Genomic DNA, 14805 nt, shown 5'->3' with positions numbered 1-14805 from the left:
GCGCCCGTCGGAACACGCCGGCGCGCGCGCCGCAACATGCGGGATCATCCACGCCCGGCGTGGATCTCCATCCGTCGCCCAGAAACGGAAAAACCCGGCACGAGGCCGGGTTCTTCACCGAATGACGGGTGTCGCGCGTCGATTACTCTTCGACGGCTTCAGCCACGACCGGACGGTCAACCAGCTCAACGTAGGCCATCGGCGCGTTGTCGCCGGCGCGGAAGCCGCACTTCAGCAGGCGCAGGTAACCGCCCGGACGGTTCGCGTAGCGCGGGCCCAGGATGGTGAACAGGTTGCCGACGGCTTCGTTGTCGCGCAGGCGGGCAAAGGCCAGACGACGGTTGGCGACGGAGTCGACCTTGGCCAGGGTGATCAGCGGCTCGGCGACGCGGCGCAGTTCCTTGGCCTTCGGCAGGGTGGTCTTGATCAGCTCGTGCTTGAACAGCGAGGCGGCCATGTTCTTGAACATCGCTTCGCGGTGGGCGCTGGTACGGCTGAACTTACGGCCGGATTTCTGGTGACGCATGGTGATATTCCTTGGTTAATGATGTGGCTTTGCGGATCGTTGTCGCCTTCCTGGCGCTGCTGCTCGGACTGCGGTTGGTCCTGGCCATCCGTCCTGGACGACCTGCCCGCGAACCTTCGTTCGTCGTGGCGGTATTGCCTTGGTGCAATGGCCCCGTCGTTGCCGACGGGGCCATGCGGTCTTGCAGAAAGGCGGTATCAGCCCAGCATGCCGTGGCTGGCGACGCCGGCCGGCGGCCAGTTCTCCAGCTTCATGCCGAGCGACAGGCCACGCTGGGCCAGCACTTCCTTGATCTCGGTGAGCGACTTCTTACCCAGGTTCGGGGTCTTCAGCAGCTCGACTTCGGTCTTCTGGATCAGATCGCCGATGTAGTAGATGCTCTCGGCCTTGAGGCAGTTGGCCGAACGCACGGTCAGCTCCAGATCGTCGATCGGGCGCAGCAGCACCGGATCCACGCCGTTGTTGGCCGGCTTCGCCGCACCGCGGTCGCGATGGGTGAAGTCACCGAACACCGACAGCTGATCGCTGAGGATGTCGGCAGCGGTACGCACTGCTTCTTCGGCGTCGATGGTGCCGTTGGTCTCGATATCGATGACCAGCTTGTCCAGGTCGGTGCGCTGTTCGACACGAGCCGCTTCCACGGCATAGGCGACACGGCGGACCGGCGAGAACGAGGCATCCAGGACCAGACGGCCGATGGCACGGGTTTCTTCGTCCGGACGACGACGCGCAGCTGCCGGCTGATAGCCGAAACCACGCTCGATCTTCAGACGCATGTTCACTGCCGTGTCCTTGGTCAGGTGGCAGATCACGTGGTCGCCGTTCAGGATCTCCACATTGTGGTCGACCTTGATGTCGGCAGCGGTGACAACGCCCGGACCCTGCTTGGACAGGGACAGAGTCGCGTTGTCGCCGGAGTGCATACGGATGGCCACGTCCTTCAGGTTCAGCAGGACTTCCAGCACGTCCTCCTGCAGACCTTCGACCGTGGTGTACTCATGCAACACGCCGTCGATTTCGACTTCCGTGATGGCGAAGCCCGGGATGGACGACAGCAGCACGCGACGCAGGGCATTACCCAGCGTATGCCCGTAACCCCGCTCCAAAGGTTCGATAACGACCTTTGCACGGGTGTCGGTAATGCGTTCGATCTGCGGACCGCGAGGACGCAGAACCTGGTTGGCGGTAACCGTCATGTTGCGGGTTCTCCTAGTGAACCCCCGGCCGTCGCCGGGGGCTCTCCAATGTGAATTACTTCGAATACAGCTCGACGATCAGCGCTTCGTTGATGTCCGCAGGCAGATCCGAACGATCCGGAACAGCCTTGAAGATGCCGGAGAACTTGCCGGAATCCACTTCAACCCACGACGGGCTCAGGTCATGCTGGGCGGCGACGGTCAGGGCTTCCTGGACGCGCAGCTGCTTGGCAGCCTTTTCAGACAGGGCGATGGCGTCGCCAGCCTTGACCTGGTACGAGGCCAGGTTGACCGACTTGCCATTCACGGTGACGCCGCGGTGCGACACCAGCTGACGGGCAGCCGGACGGGTCACGGCGAAGCCCATGCGGTAGACAACGTTGTCCAGGCGGGTTTCCAGCAGCTGCAGGAGGTTCTCGCCGGTGTTGCCCTTCTTGGTCGAGGCCTTCTTGTAGTAGTTGCGGAACTGACGCTCCAGCAGACCGTAGATACGCTTGACCTTCTGCTTTTCACGCAGCTGGGTAGCGTAGTCGGACAGCTTGCCCTTGCGGGCAGTGGCGCCATGCTGGCCGGGCTTCTGCTCCAACTTGCACTTGGAGTCCAGCGCACGCGCCGGGCTCTTCAGGGACAGGTCGGCGCCTTCGCGACGGGCGAGCTTACAGGTAGGACCGATATAACGAGCCATTTCTTATCGCTCCCTTTAGACGCGACGCTTCTTCGGCGGACGGCACCCGTTGTGCGGGATAGGCGTCACGTCGATGATGTTGGTGATCTTGTAGCCGACGTTGTTCAACGAACGCACGGCCGACTCACGGCCCGGACCCGGACCCTTGATGCGGACTTCCAGCGACTTCACGCCGTAGTCCAGCGCAGCACGACCGGCCTTTTCGGCAGCCACCTGGGCTGCGAACGGGGTCGACTTGCGCGAACCGCGGAAGCCAGCGCCACCGGAGGTCGCCCACGACAGAGCGTTGCCCTGACGGTCGGTGATGGTCACGATGGTGTTGTTGAACGAAGCGTGGACGTGGGCAACGCCGTCGGTGACGACGCGCTTGATCTTCTTCTTGGTCTTAGCAGCAGGCTTAGCCATTTATATGTCCCTTACTTCCTGATCGCCTTGCGCGGGCCCTTGCGGGTGCGGGCGTTGGTACGGGTGCGCTGGCCACGCAGCGGCAGACCGCGACGGTGACGCAGGCCGCGGTAGCAGCCCAGGTCCATCAGGCGCTTGATCGCGATACCGATTTCACGGCGCAGATCGCCTTCCACGATGTACTTGCCGACTTCGGCGCGCAGGCGCTCGATTTCCGGCTCCGACAGATCGCGGATCTTGGTGGTCGAAGTGACGCCTGCGACTTCGCAGACCTTCTTCGAACGGGTACGGCCGATGCCGTAAATGCTTTGCAACCCGACCCAGACATGCTTCTGGGCTGGCAGGTTGACGCCTGCAATACGCGCCATGACGCGGTTCTCCAGCTGAGTGATGGCCGACAGCGCGCTCAAGGCACGCCGATCCGGCAGGATGGATCAAAAAAGTGAACCAGTGATACTAACAAGGTTCCGGTTTACTTGGAAGCCCGTGAAACCAGAGGTTTCATGAACCCGGCCCGGGGAGTGTGCCCAGGCTCCGGCGCCGGATGGGGTTGGACCTGGAGTTGCCTCCCGGGCCGCCCGCGCTACTCCAGCGCGGGACCACCTCATCACACCCCCACCCGGAACCGCTGCGGGGGCCGCCCTTCGTTTGTGTGGCCAGAGTCCGCGAAGCGGAGGACCATCACGTCAGGAAGACGAAAGTATAACAGGCTAATCAGCCGCGAGCAAAACCGCCGCGGTTGCCGCCCTTCAGGTTGGCCTTCTTCAGCAGGCTCTCGTACTGGTGGGACATGAGGTGCGCCTGCACCTGGGCGATGAAGTCCATCACCACCACCACCACGATCAACAGCGAAGTACCGCCGAAATAGAACGAGGCGTTCAGCTGCGTGCGCATCAGTTCCGGCAGCAGGCAGACGATCACCAGGTAAGCCGAACCGGCAGCAGTCAGTCGGGTCAGCACGCCGTCGATGTAGTCGGCGGTGGCCTTGCCCGGACGGATACCCGGAATCAGCGCGCCCGACTTCTTCAGGTTGTCGGCGGTTTCCTGCGAGTTGAACACCAGCGCGGTATAGAAGAACGCGAAACCGGTGATCAGCGCAGCGAACACGATCATGTGCAGCGGCTCGCCCGGACCCAGGGCATTGGCGACCTTCTGCAGGGTCTGGCCAAAGGTGCTCTGGTTGGCAGCCTGGCCGGACCACATGGCCAGGGTGGCCGGGAAGGCCAGCAGGCTCGAGGCGAAGATTGCCGGGATGACGCCGGCCATGTTCAGCTTCAGCGGCAGGAACGAGGTCTGGTTCATGTACGCGTTGCGACCGCCCTGGCGGCGCGCGTAGTTCACCGTGATCCGGCGCTGGCCGCGTTCGACGAACACCACGAAGAAGGTGAAGGCGAGCACGACGATGGCGATCAGCAGCAGCTGGATGAACTGGATGTTGCCGTCGCGGTAGGCGTCGAAGGTGTGGATGACCGCACCCGGCAGGCCCGCCACGATACCGGCGAAGATGATCAGCGAGACGCCGTTGCCGATGCCGCGCTCGGTCACCTGCTCACCAACCCACATCAGGAACATGGTGCCGGCGGTCAGTGCGACCACGGCAGTGAGCACGAAGCCCATGCCCGGCATGTACACGACCGGTGCGCCGGTCGGCGACACCTGGCCCTGCAGCGCCAGCGCGATCGAACCGCCCTGCACCACTGCGAGCAGCACAGCGCCGATGCGCGAATACTGGGTGATCTTGCGGCGGCCGGACTCACCTTCCTTCTGCATCGCCTTCAAGGCGGGGAAGATGTGCACAGCCAGCTGCATCACAATCGATGCCGAGATGTATGGCATCACGTTCAGCGCGAAAATGCTGAAACGGTGCAGGGCGCCGCCCGAGAACATGTTGAACATGTCCACGATGCCGCCGCCCTGCTGTTGCATCATGGCAAGCATGGCATCGGGATTGACGCCCGGCACCGGCACGTAGCAGCCGATGCGATAGACGATCAAAGCCCCGACGACGAACAGCAAACGTTGGCGAAGTTCAGTGAACTTGCCCATTCCGCCCGCGAGGTTACCGATGCCAGCTTGCGCCATGATTCTCTTACTCCGTTACGCTGCCGCCGGCAGCTTCGATCGCAGCCTTGGCACCGGCCGTGGCAGCAACACCCTTCAGGGTGAACGCCTTGGTCACTTCGCCCTTGACGACGACCTTGGCCTTCTTGGCAGTGCTCGGGACCAGCTTGGCCGCACGCAGGGCAGCGAAGTCGATCTCGCCGGCCGGCAGCTTGTCCAGCTGGTACAGCAGCACTTCAGCGGTGTCCTTGGCGATCGGCGAACGGAAGCCGATCTTCGGCAGACGACGCTGCATGGGGGTCTGGCCGCCTTCGAAGCCAGCCTTGATCTTGCCGCCACCCTTACGGGCGAACGAACCCTTGTGGCCGCGGCCACAGGTCTTGCCCAGGCCGGAGCCGATACCGCGACCGACGCGGGTACGTTCCTGACGGGCGCCCGGTGCCGGGCTCAGTTCATTGAGACGCAGAGTCATGATCGATTACTCCTCAATCTTGACGAGGTAGTGAACGGTGTTGATCAGACCGCGAACCTGCGGGCTGTCCTTCAGTTCACGGACATCGTTGAGCTTGTTCAGGCCCAGGGCACGCACCGACAGGCGGTGACGCGACTGAGTACCACGCAGGCCACGCACCAGGCGCACCTTCACAGTCTTGTTGGACTCATTAGCCATGGTTGAGTTCCTCCACCTTCTTGCCGCGCTTGGCCGCGATGCGAGCCGGCGACTGCGCTGCAGTCAGGCCCTTCACGGTGGCACGCACCAGGTTGATCGGGTTGCGCGAACCGGTGGCCTTGGCCAGCACGTTCTTCACGCCAACCGCTTCCAGGACGGCGCGCATGGCACCACCGGCGATGACGCCGGTACCTTCGGAAGCCGGCTGCATGAACACGCGCGCTGCGCCGTGACCATCCTTGATGGTGTGCCACAGGGTGCCGTTGTTCAGGTCAACGGTGACCAGGTTCTTGCGAGCCTGCTCCATCGACTTCTGGATGGCGACCGGCACTTCGCGGGCCTTGCCATAACCGAAACCGACCTTGCCTTCGCCGTCACCGACGACAGTCAGGGCGGTGAAGGTGAACTGACGGCCACCCTTGACGGTCTTGCTGACGCGGTTGACCGCGACCAGCTTTTCGATCATGCCGTCGTCGACTTTCTCTTCGCGGTTACGGTCGCGATCGCGACCCCGCTGCTGACGTTCTTCTGCCATGTTTATTCCTTGGTTGTTGGGTTATGTACGGCTCGAGGCCGCTTATGGTTGTGGAGTGGTGCGTTGTTGCGGTGGGCCGCTGCAGAAGAGCGGCGCCGCCCAGCCTCACTCAGGCTGGCGAGCAGGCGGACAGGGGGCATCAAGCCCCCTGCCCTTATCCCTTAGAACTGCAGGCCGGCTTCGCGGGCAGCGTCAGCCAGGGCCTTGATGCGGCCGTGGTAACGGTAACCCGAACGATCGAAGGCAACCTTCTCGACGCCAGCGGCCTTGGCGCGCTCAGCGACGATGCGGCCAACCTTGGCAGCGGCATCAGCGTTCTTGCCGTTCTTCAGGCCGTCCTTGACGTCGGCCTGGGTGGTGTTGGCGGCAGCCAGCACCTTCGAGCCGTCAGCGGTGAAGACCTGCGCGTACAGGTGCTGGCCGGTGCGCAGCACCGACAGGCGTGCAACGCCGAGCTCACGGATGTGGGCACGGGTCGACTTGGCGCGACGCAGGCGGGCGATGTTCTTGTTCATGATCTTTTTCCCTGGAAAGCGGAAGGTCCTAATTAGGCCTTCTTGGCTTCCTTGCGAATGATGACTTCGTCGGAGTACTTCACGCCCTTGCCCTTGTACGGTTCCGGCTTGCGGAACGCACGGATCTTGGCGGCAGCTTCACCGACGGCCTGCTTGTCAGCGCCCTGCACCAGGATTTCGGTCTGGGTCGGGGTGGTGATGGTGATGCCTTCCGGCGCCACGAACACAACCGGGTGCGAGAAGCCCAGCGACAGGCTGAGGTCCTTGCCCTGCATGGCGGCACGGTAACCCACGCCGACCAGCTCCAGCTTGCGCTCGAAGCCTTCGGAAACACCCTTGACCATGTTGGACAGGATGGCGCGGACGGTACCGGTCAGCGGGATCAGATCCACGTTGTCGGTGCTCAGGGTGGCAACGCCGTTCTCGACATTGATGTTGATACCAGCCGGCTTGGCCAGCGACAGGGTGCCCTTCGGGCCCTTGGCGGTGACGTTGTCGTTCTGGACGTTCAGTTCAACCTTACCCAGGTCGATCGGCTTCTTGGCTACGCGGGACATGGTCTACTCCTTTCGCCTTAGGCCACGAAGCACAGGACTTCGCCGCCGACGCCCAGCTGGCGCGCCTGCGCATCAGTCATGATGCCCTTGGAGGTGGAAATGATGGAAATACCCAGGCCGTTCATGACCTTCGGCAGTTCGCTCTTGCCGCGGTACTGGCGCAGGCCCGAACGCGAGAAGCGCTTCAGGGTCGCGATGACCGGCTTGCCTTCGAAATACTTCAGCACGATTTCCAGCTCGGACTTGTTGTTCTCGAGCGCGGTCACGCGCAGGTCGGCGATGTAACCCTCGTCCTTCAGGACCTGGGCGATCGCTACCTTGATCTTGGACGACGGGGCTTTCACCGTCTGCTTGCCCACCGCTGCCGCATTCTTGATGCGGACCAGCAGGTCGGCGATGGGATCAGTCATGCTCATATGAGTACCTTTGAGTGCACCGATATCCGCTTTCGCGAAAATCTGTTGTCTCCTGGAAACGGGCCAGGCCCCCTCCCCTTACGTCTTCGCGCAGGGCAAGACGCGGGAGTATACGCCAAAAGAGCCCGACTTGCGTCGGGCTCTTCGGGTTTTTTGCAGAGGGAAAGCTGAACGCCCCCCCTCCCCGGCTGCGAAGGCCCCCGGGGGAGCCCTCGCCGGCAGGACCGGCTGGGATTACCAGCTGGCCTTGCGCAGGCCCGGAACGTCACCACGCATGGTGGCTTCACGCAGCTTGTTGCGGCCCAGGCCGAACTTGCTGTAGACGCCACGCGGACGGCCCGACAGTTCGCAACGGTTGCGCTGGCGGCTCGGCGACGAATCGCGCGGCAGCTTGGCCAGCTTGGTTGCGGCGTCGATCTTCTCTTCGTAGCTCGCGTCCACCGAGGACACGATCTTCTTCAGAGCCGCACGCTTGTCAGCGTACTTCTTGGCCAGCTTTTCCCGCTTGATGTCGCGGTTGACCATGGAGGTCTTTGCCATTTCGGTTTCCTCGACGAATCAGTTACGGAACGGGAACTTGAACGCTGCCAGCAGCGCCTTCGCTTCCGCGTCGGTCTTCGCAGTGGTGGTGATGGCGATATCCATGCCGCGGATCGCGTCGACAGCGTCGAAGTCGATTTCCGGGAAGATGATCTGTTCCTTCACACCCATGTTGAAGTTGCCGCGACCGTCGAAGGAACGACCGGAAACACCACGGAAGTCGCGCACGCGCGGCAGCGAGATGTTGATCAGGCGGTCCAGGAACTCGTACATCTTGTGGCGACGCAGCGTGGTCTTGCAACCAATCGGCCAACCATCACGGATCTTGAACGACGCAACCGAGATACGCGACTTGGTGACAACCGGCTTCTGGCCGGAAATCTTGGTCATGTCGCCGACGGCGTTTTCCAGGATCTTCTTGTTGGTGGCCGCTTCGCCGACACCCATGTTCAGGGTGACCTTGACGAGCTTCGGCACTTCCATCGAATTGGTGTAGCCGAACTGCTTCATCAGCGCCGGCACCACTTCTTCCTTGTAAAACTTTTCGAGACGGGAAGTCATCTTCTCATTCCTCAGGCGTCAAGCGCCTCACCGCTGGAGCGGAACACACGCAGTTTGCGTCCATCCTCCAGCACCTTGAAGCCAACGCGTTCGCCCTTGCCCGAAGCCGGGTTCAGCACATTCACGTTGGAGATATGGATCGACGCTTCACGCTCGACCACGCCGCCGGCAACACCTGCCTGCGGGTTCGGCTTGGTGTGGCGCTTGACGATGTTCACGTTGGCGACGACCACACGGTCGCCGTCGACGCGGACGATTTCGCCCTGCTTACCCTTGTCCTTGCCGGCGTTGACGACAACCTGGTCGCCCTTCTTGATACGGTTAGCCATGATTATCTCCTGTCGCTCACAGCACTTCGGGAGCGAGCGAGACGATCTTCATGAACTTCTCCGAACGAAGTTCACGAGTCACCGGCCCGAAGATACGGGTGCCGATCGGCTCCTGCTTGTTGTTAAGCAGAACGGCAGCGTTGCCGTCGAAGCGGATCAGCGAGCCGTCGGCGCGACGCACACCCTTGCGGGTACGCACCACGACGGCGTCATACACTTCGCCCTTCTTGACCTTGCCGCGCGGGATCGCATCCTTCACGGTGACCTTGATGATGTCGCCGATGCCGGCGTAACGGCGCTTGGAACCACCCAGCACCTTGAAGCACATCACCTGCTTGGCACCAGAGTTGTCCGCGACGTCAAGGTAGCTCTGCATCTGGATCATGATTCAGACTCCTTATTCAGCCGCACGCGTGATGACTTCCACCACGCGCCAGTTCTTGGTCTTGGACATCGGAGCAATCTCGGTCACGCGGACGACATCGCCTTCCTTGCAGGCGTTGTCGGCATCGTGGGCGTGCAGCTTCGTCGAACGCTTGATGTACTTGCCGTACAGCGCGTGCTTGACCTGACGCTCAACCAGGACGGTAACCGTCTTGTCCATCTTGTTGCTGACGACACGGCCTTCGACCGTGCGCAGCGCCTTGTTTTCAGTATTGTCGCTCATAGCGGCCATCCTTACTTCGTGCTGCCGAGCAGAGTCTTGACGCGAGCAATCTCGCGACGGACCCGGCGGATGTCGTGTGTCTTCGGCAGCTGGCCGGTGACCTGCTGCATACGGACAGAGAACTGTTCCTTACGCAGGTCGATCAGGTGGGCCTTGAGGTCGTCAGCCGACTTTTCACGGAGAGTTTTGATATCCATCAGCGCACCGTCCGGGTCACGAAAGTGGTGGTGACCGAGAGCTTGGCCGCGGCCAGGCGGAACGCCTCGCGTGCCACTTCCTCGGTAACACCCTCGATTTCATAGATCATGCGGCCGGGCTGGATCTGGGCCACCCAGTATTCCACGTTGCCCTTACCGGAACCCATTCGAACTTCGATGGGCTTCTTGGTGATGGGCTTGTCGGGGAACACTCGGATCCACATCTTGCCGCCGCGCTTGACGTAGCGGCTGATCGAGCGGCGAGCCGCTTCGATCTGACGCGCGGTCAGCTGACCGTGGGCGGTTGCCTTCAGGCCGTACTCGCCAAAGCTGACAGCGTTTGCGCTCCAGCTGAGGCCTTCGTTACGGCCCTTGTGCACCTTGCGGTACTTGGTTCGCTTGGGTTGCAACATTGTCGTTACCTCGCTTCACGAGCCGGGCGCTGACGGTCACCGCGGTCGCCGCGATCATGACGATCGTTGCGCGACGGGGTGTCGTCCTGCTTTTCCTGGCCAACCTGGGAGAAATCGAAGACCTCGCCCTTGTAGATCCAGACCTTGATGCCGATGATGCCGTAGGTCGTCTTGGCTTCAGCGAAGCCATAGTCGATGTCGGCACGCAGGGTGTGCAGCGGCACGCGGCCTTCGCGGTACCACTCCGAACGGGCGATTTCTGCACCGTTGAGGCGGCCACCGACGTTGACCTTGATGCCCAGGGCACCCAGGCGCATCGCATTGCCGACCGAGCGCTTCATTGCACGGCGGAACATGATGCGACGCTCCAGCTGCTGGGCGATCGACTCGGCAACGAGCTGCGCGTCCAGTTCCGGCTTGCGCACTTCGGTGACGTTGATGTGCGCCGGGACGCCCATCATCTCGCTCACTTCCTTGCGCAGCTTCTCGATGTCCTCACCGCGCTTGCCGATCACCACGCCCGGACGGGCGGTGTGGATCGTCACGCGAGCGGTCTTGGCCGGACGCTCGATCAGGATCTTGCTGATGCCGGCCTGGGCCAGCTTCTTGCGCAGCATTTCGCGCACTTTCAGGTCGGCTGCCAGGTAACCAGCGAACTCGGCCTTGTTGGCGTACCACTTGGAGTTCCAGTCCTTGGAAATGCCGAGGCGGATACCAATCGGATGAACTTTATGACCCATGGTCTTTTCCTTATCCGCTTACTTGGCGGCGCCCACAACCACAGTGATGTGGCTGGTGCGCTTGAGGATGCGGGTACCGCGGCCTTTCGCCCGCGCCATGAAACGCTTCAGGGTCGGACCTTCATCTACCATGATGGTCTGAACCTTCAGCTCGTCGACGTCGGCGCCCTGGTTGTTCTCGGCATTTGCAATAGCCGACTCCACCACCTTCTTGATCAGGTGGGCAGCCTTCTTGTCCGAGAACTTCAGCAGGTTGACGGCACGCTCGGCCGGCAGACCGCGCACCTGGTCAGCGACCAGACGTGCCTTCTGCGGGGAGATGCGCGCGGTGCGCAGGATGGCTTTCGCTTCCATTGTCATCTCTCCTTACTTGCCCGACTTCTTGTCACCACCGTGACCCTTGAAGGTCCGGGTGATGGCAAATTCGCCGAGCTTGTGGCCGACCATGTTCTCGTTGACGAGAACCGGGATGTGGTTCTTGCCGTTATGCACGGCAATGGTGACGCCTACCATGTCAGGCAGGATCATCGAACGACGCGACCAGGTCTTGATCGGACGCTTGCTACCCGCAGCGGCAGCCACCTTAGCAACCAGGTGGTGATCGACAAACGGGCCCTTCTTGAGTGAACGTGCCATGGTCGATTAGCCCCTACGATCGCGGACGATGAACTGCTGAGTGCGCTTGTTATGGCGCGTCTTGTAACCCTTGGTCGGAACACCCCACGGGGTGACCGGATGCGGATTACCCTGGCCGGCCTTCGCCTCACCACCACCGTGCGGGTGGTCAACCGGGTTCATGGCAGCACCACGAACGGTCGGGCGGACACCGCGCCAACGCTTGGCACCGGCCTTGCCCAGCTTTTCAAGGCTGTGCTCGTCGTTGCCGACTTCGCCGATGGTCGCGCAGCACTCGACCGGAACCTTGCGCATTTCACCCGAGCGCAGGCGCAGGGTGGCGTAGATGCCTTCACGAGCAACCAGCTGCACGGCAGCACCTGCAGCGCGGGCGATCTGAGCGCCCTTGCCCGGCTTCAGCTCGATGCAGTGGATGGTGGTACCGACCGGGATGTTGCGCAGCGGCAGGGTGTTGCCCGCCTTGATCGGGGCGTCCGAACCAGCGATCACCTGATCACCAGCCTTCAGACCCTTCGGGGCGATGATGTAGCGACGCTCGCCGTCGACATAGCACAGCAGGGCGATGTGGGCGGTGCGGTTCGGATCGTATTCGATGCGTTCCACGCGCGCCGGGATGCCCAGCTTGTTGCGCTTGAAGTCAATCAGGCGGTAGTGCTGCTTGGCGCCACCACCGACGTGACGCACGGTGATGCGACCGTGGTGGTTACGACCACCCGAGCGGCTCTGCGACTCGACCAGCGCGGCGTGCGGAGCACCCTTGTGCAGGTCGGGAGTGACCACGCGCACGGCCGAACGGCGGCCGGGGGAGGTGGGCTTGAATTTCATCAATGGCATGGGATGTACCTCAGGCCTTGGCCGTTACATCGATCGACTGGCCGTCGGCCAGGCGAACGTACGCCTTGCGCCAATCGCCGCGGCGGCCAGCACGGTTACGGAAGGACTTGTTCTTGCCCTTGACGTTGACCACGTTGACAGCTTCGACCTTGACGTCGAACAGCTGCTCAACCGCGGCCTTTACATCGGCTTTGGTGGCTTCGTTCGAAATTTCGAAGACGTACTGGTTGGAGAGTTCCTGCAGGCGCGCGGTCTTTTCGGAGACACGCGGGGCACGCAGCACGCTGAAGATTTTTTCGTTGCTGTTCATGCCAGCCACTCCTCGACCTTCTTGACCGCGTCAGCGGTGATGACGACCGTGTCGGCACCGACCAGCGACACCGGGTCCAGACCCTGCACGTCACGCACCTGCACATACGGCAGATTGCGAGCGGACAGGTACAGGTGCTCGGAGGCTTCCTCAGTGACGATCAGCGGGCGCTTGCCCACTTCCAGGCCGGCCAGCTTGGCGATCAGACCCTTCGTGTTGGTCGCTTCGACATCGAAGGACTCCACGATGGTCAGACGGCCCTGACGGTTCAGCTCGGACAGGATCGCGCACATGGCGGCACGGTACTGCTTACGATTGACCTTCTGCTCGAAGCTGCGCGGCTTTGCCGCGAAGGTGACACCGCCGCCGACGAAGATCGGAGCCGTCAGTGCGCCATGACGCGCGCCGCCGCCCTTCTGCTTCTTCGACTTCTTGGTGGTACCTGCCACTTCGGAGCGAGTCTTCTGCGCCTTGGTGCCGGCGCGACCGGCGTTGCGGTAAGCAACGACGACCTGGTGGACCAGATCTTCGCTGAAATCGCGACCGAACACGGCGTCGGAGACCGAGACCTTGTTGTTGCTACCCGTGATAACGAGTTCCATCGTCATCTCTCCTTATGCCTTGCTCGCCGGACGGACGATCACGTCGCCACCCGCCGCGCCCGGAACGGCGCCGCGAACCGCGATCAGACCGCGTTCGACGTCGACCTTGACAACTTCCAGGTTCTGGGTGCTCTGCTGCACCGAGCCCATGTGACCGGACATCTTCTTGCCCGGGAACACGCGACCGGGCGTCTGGCGCTGACCCAGCGAACCCGGCGCGCGATGCGACAGCGAGTTGCCGTGGGTAGCGTCACCCATACGGAAGTTGTAGCGCTTGATGGTGCCCTGGAAGCCCTTACCCTTGGTGACACCCTGGACGTCGACGATCTGGCCGACTTCAAAGATGTCCGCCTTGACTTCGCCACCGACGGCGAAATCGCCGAGCTGGGCGTCTTCAACGCGGAATTCCCACAGGCCACGACCCGCTTCCACCTTCGCCTTGGCGAAGTGGCCGGCTTCCGGCTTGTTGACCAGGGCAGCGCGACGCGCACCGACGGTCACCTGCACGGCGCTGTAGCCGTCAGTTTCGACGGTCTTGATCTGCGCGATACGGTTGGGGGTTGCTTCGATCAGGGTCACCGGGATGGAACGGCCATCTTCGGTGAACACGCGGCTCATGCCAGCCTTGCGGCCCACGAAGCCCAACGAATACTTCTTCGTCATGGTCGTAGTCCTCAGGTCAGCTTGATCTGAACGTCGACGCCGGCAGCCAGTTCGAGCTTCATCAGCGCGTCCACGGTCTTGTCATTCGGGTCAACGATATCGAGCACGCGCTTGTGCGTGCGGGTCTCGTACTGGTCACGCGCGTCCTTGTCGACGTGCGGGGAGACGAGGATGGTGTAACGCTCGATCTTGGTCGGCAGCGGGATCGGGCCACGCACTTGCGCGCCGGTCCGCTTGGCCGTCTCAACGATCTCGCTGGCCGAACGGTCGATCAGACGATGATCGAACGCTTTCAGCCGGATCCGGATCTTTTGGTCCGCCATGGCGGTAGGTTCCTTCGTTAAAAGAGCGACAGACAAAGCCTCTGGGTTGCTTTGCCCCATGAAATCCCTGAATACAGACGGCCTGCATTCCCGCAGGCCGACAAGGTCAATCCGTAGACCCCAAAAACGTAGGCAGACCCGTTACCCGGCCTGCCCAGACGGAGAAGCATAATGGCACGCAAGGCAGCTGTCAACAGTCTCCTGTTGACGCCGCCTGAATGGCATTGACCCTTCCTGGTCCGGGGAACACAAGGCACATCCTGTGCCTACTTTCCCGTTTTGATACGCCCCGATGCCCTACCCAGGCAACATCGGGGCGCAGAGTCTAGCAGATTACTCGAGGATGGTGGCAACCACGCCAGCACCGACGGTACGGCCACCTTCGCGGATTGCGAAGCGCAGGCCGGCGTCCATGGCGACCGGG

General features: G+C 62.2%; 28 protein-coding genes. All 28 read right to left on the bottom strand.

Features of this window, described 5'->3' with window-relative positions; translation table 11 throughout:
* Nucleotides 1–142: 142 nt before the first annotated feature.
* Complete coding sequence (rplQ, locus tag AC3WTC_RS17220; RefSeq protein WP_025879321.1) at nt 143–526, bottom strand: 50S ribosomal protein L17; 384 nt, start codon at nt 524–526, stop codon at nt 143–145.
* 197 nt (nt 527–723) lie between these two features.
* Nucleotides 724–1722, bottom strand: coding sequence for a DNA-directed RNA polymerase subunit alpha (locus AC3WTC_RS17215; protein ID WP_025879320.1), 999 nt, complete (start codon nt 1720–1722; stop codon nt 724–726).
* A gap of 55 nt (nt 1723–1777) precedes the next feature.
* The gene (gene rpsD / locus AC3WTC_RS17210) at nt 1778–2407 is read right to left on the bottom strand and encodes a 30S ribosomal protein S4 (protein ID WP_025879319.1); all 630 of its coding nucleotides are present in this window, start codon (nt 2405–2407) and stop codon (nt 1778–1780) included.
* A gap of 15 nt (nt 2408–2422) precedes the next feature.
* Nucleotides 2423–2812: a 30S ribosomal protein S11 gene (gene rpsK, locus AC3WTC_RS17205; RefSeq protein ID WP_004145443.1), complete on the bottom strand. Its 390-nt coding sequence runs from the start codon at nt 2810–2812 to the stop codon at nt 2423–2425.
* A gap of 11 nt (nt 2813–2823) precedes the next feature.
* Nucleotides 2824–3180 carry a 30S ribosomal protein S13 gene (gene rpsM / locus AC3WTC_RS17200; protein WP_025879318.1) on the bottom strand — a complete coding sequence of 119 codons (357 nt, stop codon included), beginning with the start codon at nt 3178–3180 and terminating at the stop codon, nt 2824–2826.
* Between the two features lie 346 nt (nt 3181–3526).
* Nucleotides 3527–4894 (bottom strand): preprotein translocase subunit SecY, encoded by a 1368-nt coding sequence (gene secY / locus AC3WTC_RS17195; protein ID WP_025879317.1) that lies wholly within the window; start codon nt 4892–4894, stop codon nt 3527–3529.
* A 7-nt stretch (nt 4895–4901) separates the two neighbouring features.
* On the bottom strand, nt 4902–5345 hold the full coding sequence (gene rplO / locus AC3WTC_RS17190; RefSeq protein ID WP_049470509.1) for a 50S ribosomal protein L15: 444 nt from the start codon (nt 5343–5345) through the stop codon (nt 4902–4904).
* 6 nt (nt 5346–5351) lie between these two features.
* Nucleotides 5352–5543, bottom strand: a complete 192-nt coding sequence (rpmD, locus tag AC3WTC_RS17185; RefSeq protein WP_492712058.1) for a 50S ribosomal protein L30 — start codon at nt 5541–5543, stop codon at nt 5352–5354.
* Nucleotides 5536–6078 carry a 30S ribosomal protein S5 gene (gene rpsE, locus AC3WTC_RS17180; protein WP_049470506.1) on the bottom strand — a complete coding sequence of 181 codons (543 nt, stop codon included), beginning with the start codon at nt 6076–6078 and terminating at the stop codon, nt 5536–5538. The genes rpmD and rpsE overlap by 8 nt, the downstream gene beginning before the upstream one ends.
* Before the next feature lie 161 nt (nt 6079–6239).
* Nucleotides 6240–6593 (bottom strand): 50S ribosomal protein L18, encoded by a 354-nt coding sequence (gene rplR, locus AC3WTC_RS17175; RefSeq protein ID WP_049470503.1) that lies wholly within the window; start codon nt 6591–6593, stop codon nt 6240–6242.
* 32 nt (nt 6594–6625) lie between these two features.
* A complete protein-coding gene (gene rplF / locus AC3WTC_RS17170) occupies nt 6626–7150 on the bottom strand; it encodes a 50S ribosomal protein L6 (RefSeq protein WP_049470500.1) in 525 nt (174 codons plus the stop codon).
* A gap of 17 nt (nt 7151–7167) precedes the next feature.
* Complete coding sequence (gene rpsH, locus AC3WTC_RS17165; RefSeq protein ID WP_025879311.1) at nt 7168–7566, bottom strand: 30S ribosomal protein S8; 399 nt, start codon at nt 7564–7566, stop codon at nt 7168–7170.
* Between the two features lie 234 nt (nt 7567–7800).
* On the bottom strand, nt 7801–8106 hold the full coding sequence (rpsN, locus tag AC3WTC_RS17160) for a 30S ribosomal protein S14 (protein WP_049470498.1): 306 nt from the start codon (nt 8104–8106) through the stop codon (nt 7801–7803).
* Between the two features lie 18 nt (nt 8107–8124).
* On the bottom strand, nt 8125–8667 hold the full coding sequence (rplE, locus tag AC3WTC_RS17155) for a 50S ribosomal protein L5 (RefSeq protein ID WP_049470496.1): 543 nt from the start codon (nt 8665–8667) through the stop codon (nt 8125–8127).
* A gap of 11 nt (nt 8668–8678) precedes the next feature.
* Nucleotides 8679–8996, bottom strand: coding sequence for a 50S ribosomal protein L24 (gene rplX / locus AC3WTC_RS17150; protein WP_004145359.1), 318 nt, complete (start codon nt 8994–8996; stop codon nt 8679–8681).
* 16 nt (nt 8997–9012) lie between these two features.
* Entirely contained in the window at nt 9013–9381 is a 369-nt protein-coding gene (rplN, locus tag AC3WTC_RS17145; protein ID WP_010483978.1) for a 50S ribosomal protein L14, read from the bottom strand.
* A gap of 12 nt (nt 9382–9393) precedes the next feature.
* Nucleotides 9394–9663: a 30S ribosomal protein S17 gene (rpsQ, locus tag AC3WTC_RS17140; RefSeq protein WP_004145355.1), complete on the bottom strand. Its 270-nt coding sequence runs from the start codon at nt 9661–9663 to the stop codon at nt 9394–9396.
* Between the two features lie 11 nt (nt 9664–9674).
* Nucleotides 9675–9860 carry a 50S ribosomal protein L29 gene (rpmC, locus tag AC3WTC_RS17135; protein WP_025879306.1) on the bottom strand — a complete coding sequence of 62 codons (186 nt, stop codon included), beginning with the start codon at nt 9858–9860 and terminating at the stop codon, nt 9675–9677.
* Nucleotides 9860–10273, bottom strand: coding sequence for a 50S ribosomal protein L16 (gene rplP, locus AC3WTC_RS17130; protein ID WP_025879305.1), 414 nt, complete (start codon nt 10271–10273; stop codon nt 9860–9862). Before rplP ends, rpmC begins: the two co-directional genes overlap by 1 nt.
* A gap of 5 nt (nt 10274–10278) precedes the next feature.
* On the bottom strand, nt 10279–11013 hold the full coding sequence (gene rpsC / locus AC3WTC_RS17125; RefSeq protein WP_004145350.1) for a 30S ribosomal protein S3: 735 nt from the start codon (nt 11011–11013) through the stop codon (nt 10279–10281).
* 18 nt (nt 11014–11031) lie between these two features.
* Complete coding sequence (gene rplV, locus AC3WTC_RS17120) at nt 11032–11367, bottom strand: 50S ribosomal protein L22 (protein WP_004145348.1); 336 nt, start codon at nt 11365–11367, stop codon at nt 11032–11034.
* Nucleotides 11368–11379: 12 nt separating this feature from the next.
* Complete coding sequence (gene rpsS / locus AC3WTC_RS17115) at nt 11380–11649, bottom strand: 30S ribosomal protein S19 (RefSeq protein ID WP_004145340.1); 270 nt, start codon at nt 11647–11649, stop codon at nt 11380–11382.
* Between the two features lie 6 nt (nt 11650–11655).
* The gene (gene rplB / locus AC3WTC_RS17110; RefSeq protein WP_049470491.1) at nt 11656–12483 is read right to left on the bottom strand and encodes a 50S ribosomal protein L2; all 828 of its coding nucleotides are present in this window, start codon (nt 12481–12483) and stop codon (nt 11656–11658) included.
* A 10-nt stretch (nt 12484–12493) separates the two neighbouring features.
* On the bottom strand, nt 12494–12793 hold the full coding sequence (rplW, locus tag AC3WTC_RS17105; protein WP_049470489.1) for a 50S ribosomal protein L23: 300 nt from the start codon (nt 12791–12793) through the stop codon (nt 12494–12496).
* The gene (gene rplD / locus AC3WTC_RS17100) at nt 12790–13395 is read right to left on the bottom strand and encodes a 50S ribosomal protein L4 (protein WP_049470486.1); all 606 of its coding nucleotides are present in this window, start codon (nt 13393–13395) and stop codon (nt 12790–12792) included. The genes rplW and rplD overlap by 4 nt, the downstream gene beginning before the upstream one ends.
* Nucleotides 13396–13407: 12 nt before the next feature.
* Nucleotides 13408–14058 (bottom strand): 50S ribosomal protein L3, encoded by a 651-nt coding sequence (rplC, locus tag AC3WTC_RS17095; RefSeq protein ID WP_059066096.1) that lies wholly within the window; start codon nt 14056–14058, stop codon nt 13408–13410.
* 11 nt (nt 14059–14069) lie between these two features.
* Nucleotides 14070–14381: a 30S ribosomal protein S10 gene (gene rpsJ / locus AC3WTC_RS17090; RefSeq protein WP_010341589.1), complete on the bottom strand. Its 312-nt coding sequence runs from the start codon at nt 14379–14381 to the stop codon at nt 14070–14072.
* 333 nt (nt 14382–14714) lie between these two features.
* The coding region (locus tag AC3WTC_RS17085; RefSeq protein WP_152904657.1) for an EF-Tu C-terminal domain-related protein at nt 14715–14805 on the bottom strand (91 nt) is incomplete at its 5' end.

The organism is Stenotrophomonas sp. FW305-C-20-S1 (assembly GCF_058783335.1).
This window is presented reverse-complemented; position numbering and strand designations above follow the sequence as displayed.

Coding starts and splice junctions, on each gene's coding strand:
- rplQ (WP_025879321.1), bottom strand. CDS start 526: ATGCGTCACCAGAAATCCGGCCGTAAGTTCAGCCGTACCAGCGCCCAC.
- AC3WTC_RS17215 (WP_025879320.1), bottom strand. CDS start 1,722: ATGACGGTTACCGCCAACCAGGTTCTGCGTCCTCGCGGTCCGCAGATC.
- rpsD (WP_025879319.1), bottom strand. CDS start 2,407: ATGGCTCGTTATATCGGTCCTACCTGTAAGCTCGCCCGTCGCGAAGGC.
- rpsK (WP_004145443.1), bottom strand. CDS start 2,812: ATGGCTAAGCCTGCTGCTAAGACCAAGAAGAAGATCAAGCGCGTCGTC.
- rpsM (WP_025879318.1), bottom strand. CDS start 3,180: ATGGCGCGTATTGCAGGCGTCAACCTGCCAGCCCAGAAGCATGTCTGG.
- secY (WP_025879317.1), bottom strand. CDS start 4,894: ATGGCGCAAGCTGGCATCGGTAACCTCGCGGGCGGAATGGGCAAGTTC.
- rplO (WP_049470509.1), bottom strand. CDS start 5,345: ATGACTCTGCGTCTCAATGAACTGAGCCCGGCACCGGGCGCCCGTCAG.
- rpmD (WP_492712058.1), bottom strand. CDS start 5,543: ATGGCTAATGAGTCCAACAAGACTGTGAAGGTGCGCCTGGTGCGTGGC.
- rpsE (WP_049470506.1), bottom strand. CDS start 6,078: ATGGCAGAAGAACGTCAGCAGCGGGGTCGCGATCGCGACCGTAACCGC.
- rplR (WP_049470503.1), bottom strand. CDS start 6,593: ATGAACAAGAACATCGCCCGCCTGCGTCGCGCCAAGTCGACCCGTGCC.
- rplF (WP_049470500.1), bottom strand. CDS start 7,150: ATGTCCCGCGTAGCCAAGAAGCCGATCGACCTGGGTAAGGTTGAACTG.
- rpsH (WP_025879311.1), bottom strand. CDS start 7,566: ATGAGCATGACTGATCCCATCGCCGACCTGCTGGTCCGCATCAAGAAT.
- rpsN (WP_049470498.1), bottom strand. CDS start 8,106: ATGGCAAAGACCTCCATGGTCAACCGCGACATCAAGCGGGAAAAGCTG.
- rplE (WP_049470496.1), bottom strand. CDS start 8,667: ATGACTTCCCGTCTCGAAAAGTTTTACAAGGAAGAAGTGGTGCCGGCG.
- rplX (WP_004145359.1), bottom strand. CDS start 8,996: ATGGCTAACCGTATCAAGAAGGGCGACCAGGTTGTCGTCAACGCCGGC.
- rplN (WP_010483978.1), bottom strand. CDS start 9,381: ATGATCCAGATGCAGAGCTACCTTGACGTCGCGGACAACTCTGGTGCC.
- rpsQ (WP_004145355.1), bottom strand. CDS start 9,663: ATGAGCGACAATACTGAAAACAAGGCGCTGCGCACGGTCGAAGGCCGT.
- rpmC (WP_025879306.1), bottom strand. CDS start 9,860: ATGGATATCAAAACTCTCCGTGAAAAGTCGGCTGACGACCTCAAGGCC.
- rplP (WP_025879305.1), bottom strand. CDS start 10,273: ATGTTGCAACCCAAGCGAACCAAGTACCGCAAGGTGCACAAGGGCCGT.
- rpsC (WP_004145350.1), bottom strand. CDS start 11,013: ATGGGTCATAAAGTTCATCCGATTGGTATCCGCCTCGGCATTTCCAAG.
- rplV (WP_004145348.1), bottom strand. CDS start 11,367: ATGGAAGCGAAAGCCATCCTGCGCACCGCGCGCATCTCCCCGCAGAAG.
- rpsS (WP_004145340.1), bottom strand. CDS start 11,649: ATGGCACGTTCACTCAAGAAGGGCCCGTTTGTCGATCACCACCTGGTT.
- rplB (WP_049470491.1), bottom strand. CDS start 12,483: ATGCCATTGATGAAATTCAAGCCCACCTCCCCCGGCCGCCGTTCGGCC.
- rplW (WP_049470489.1), bottom strand. CDS start 12,793: ATGAACAGCAACGAAAAAATCTTCAGCGTGCTGCGTGCCCCGCGTGTC.
- rplD (WP_049470486.1), bottom strand. CDS start 13,395: ATGGAACTCGTTATCACGGGTAGCAACAACAAGGTCTCGGTCTCCGAC.
- rplC (WP_059066096.1), bottom strand. CDS start 14,058: ATGACGAAGAAGTATTCGTTGGGCTTCGTGGGCCGCAAGGCTGGCATG.
- rpsJ (WP_010341589.1), bottom strand. CDS start 14,381: ATGGCGGACCAAAAGATCCGGATCCGGCTGAAAGCGTTCGATCATCGT.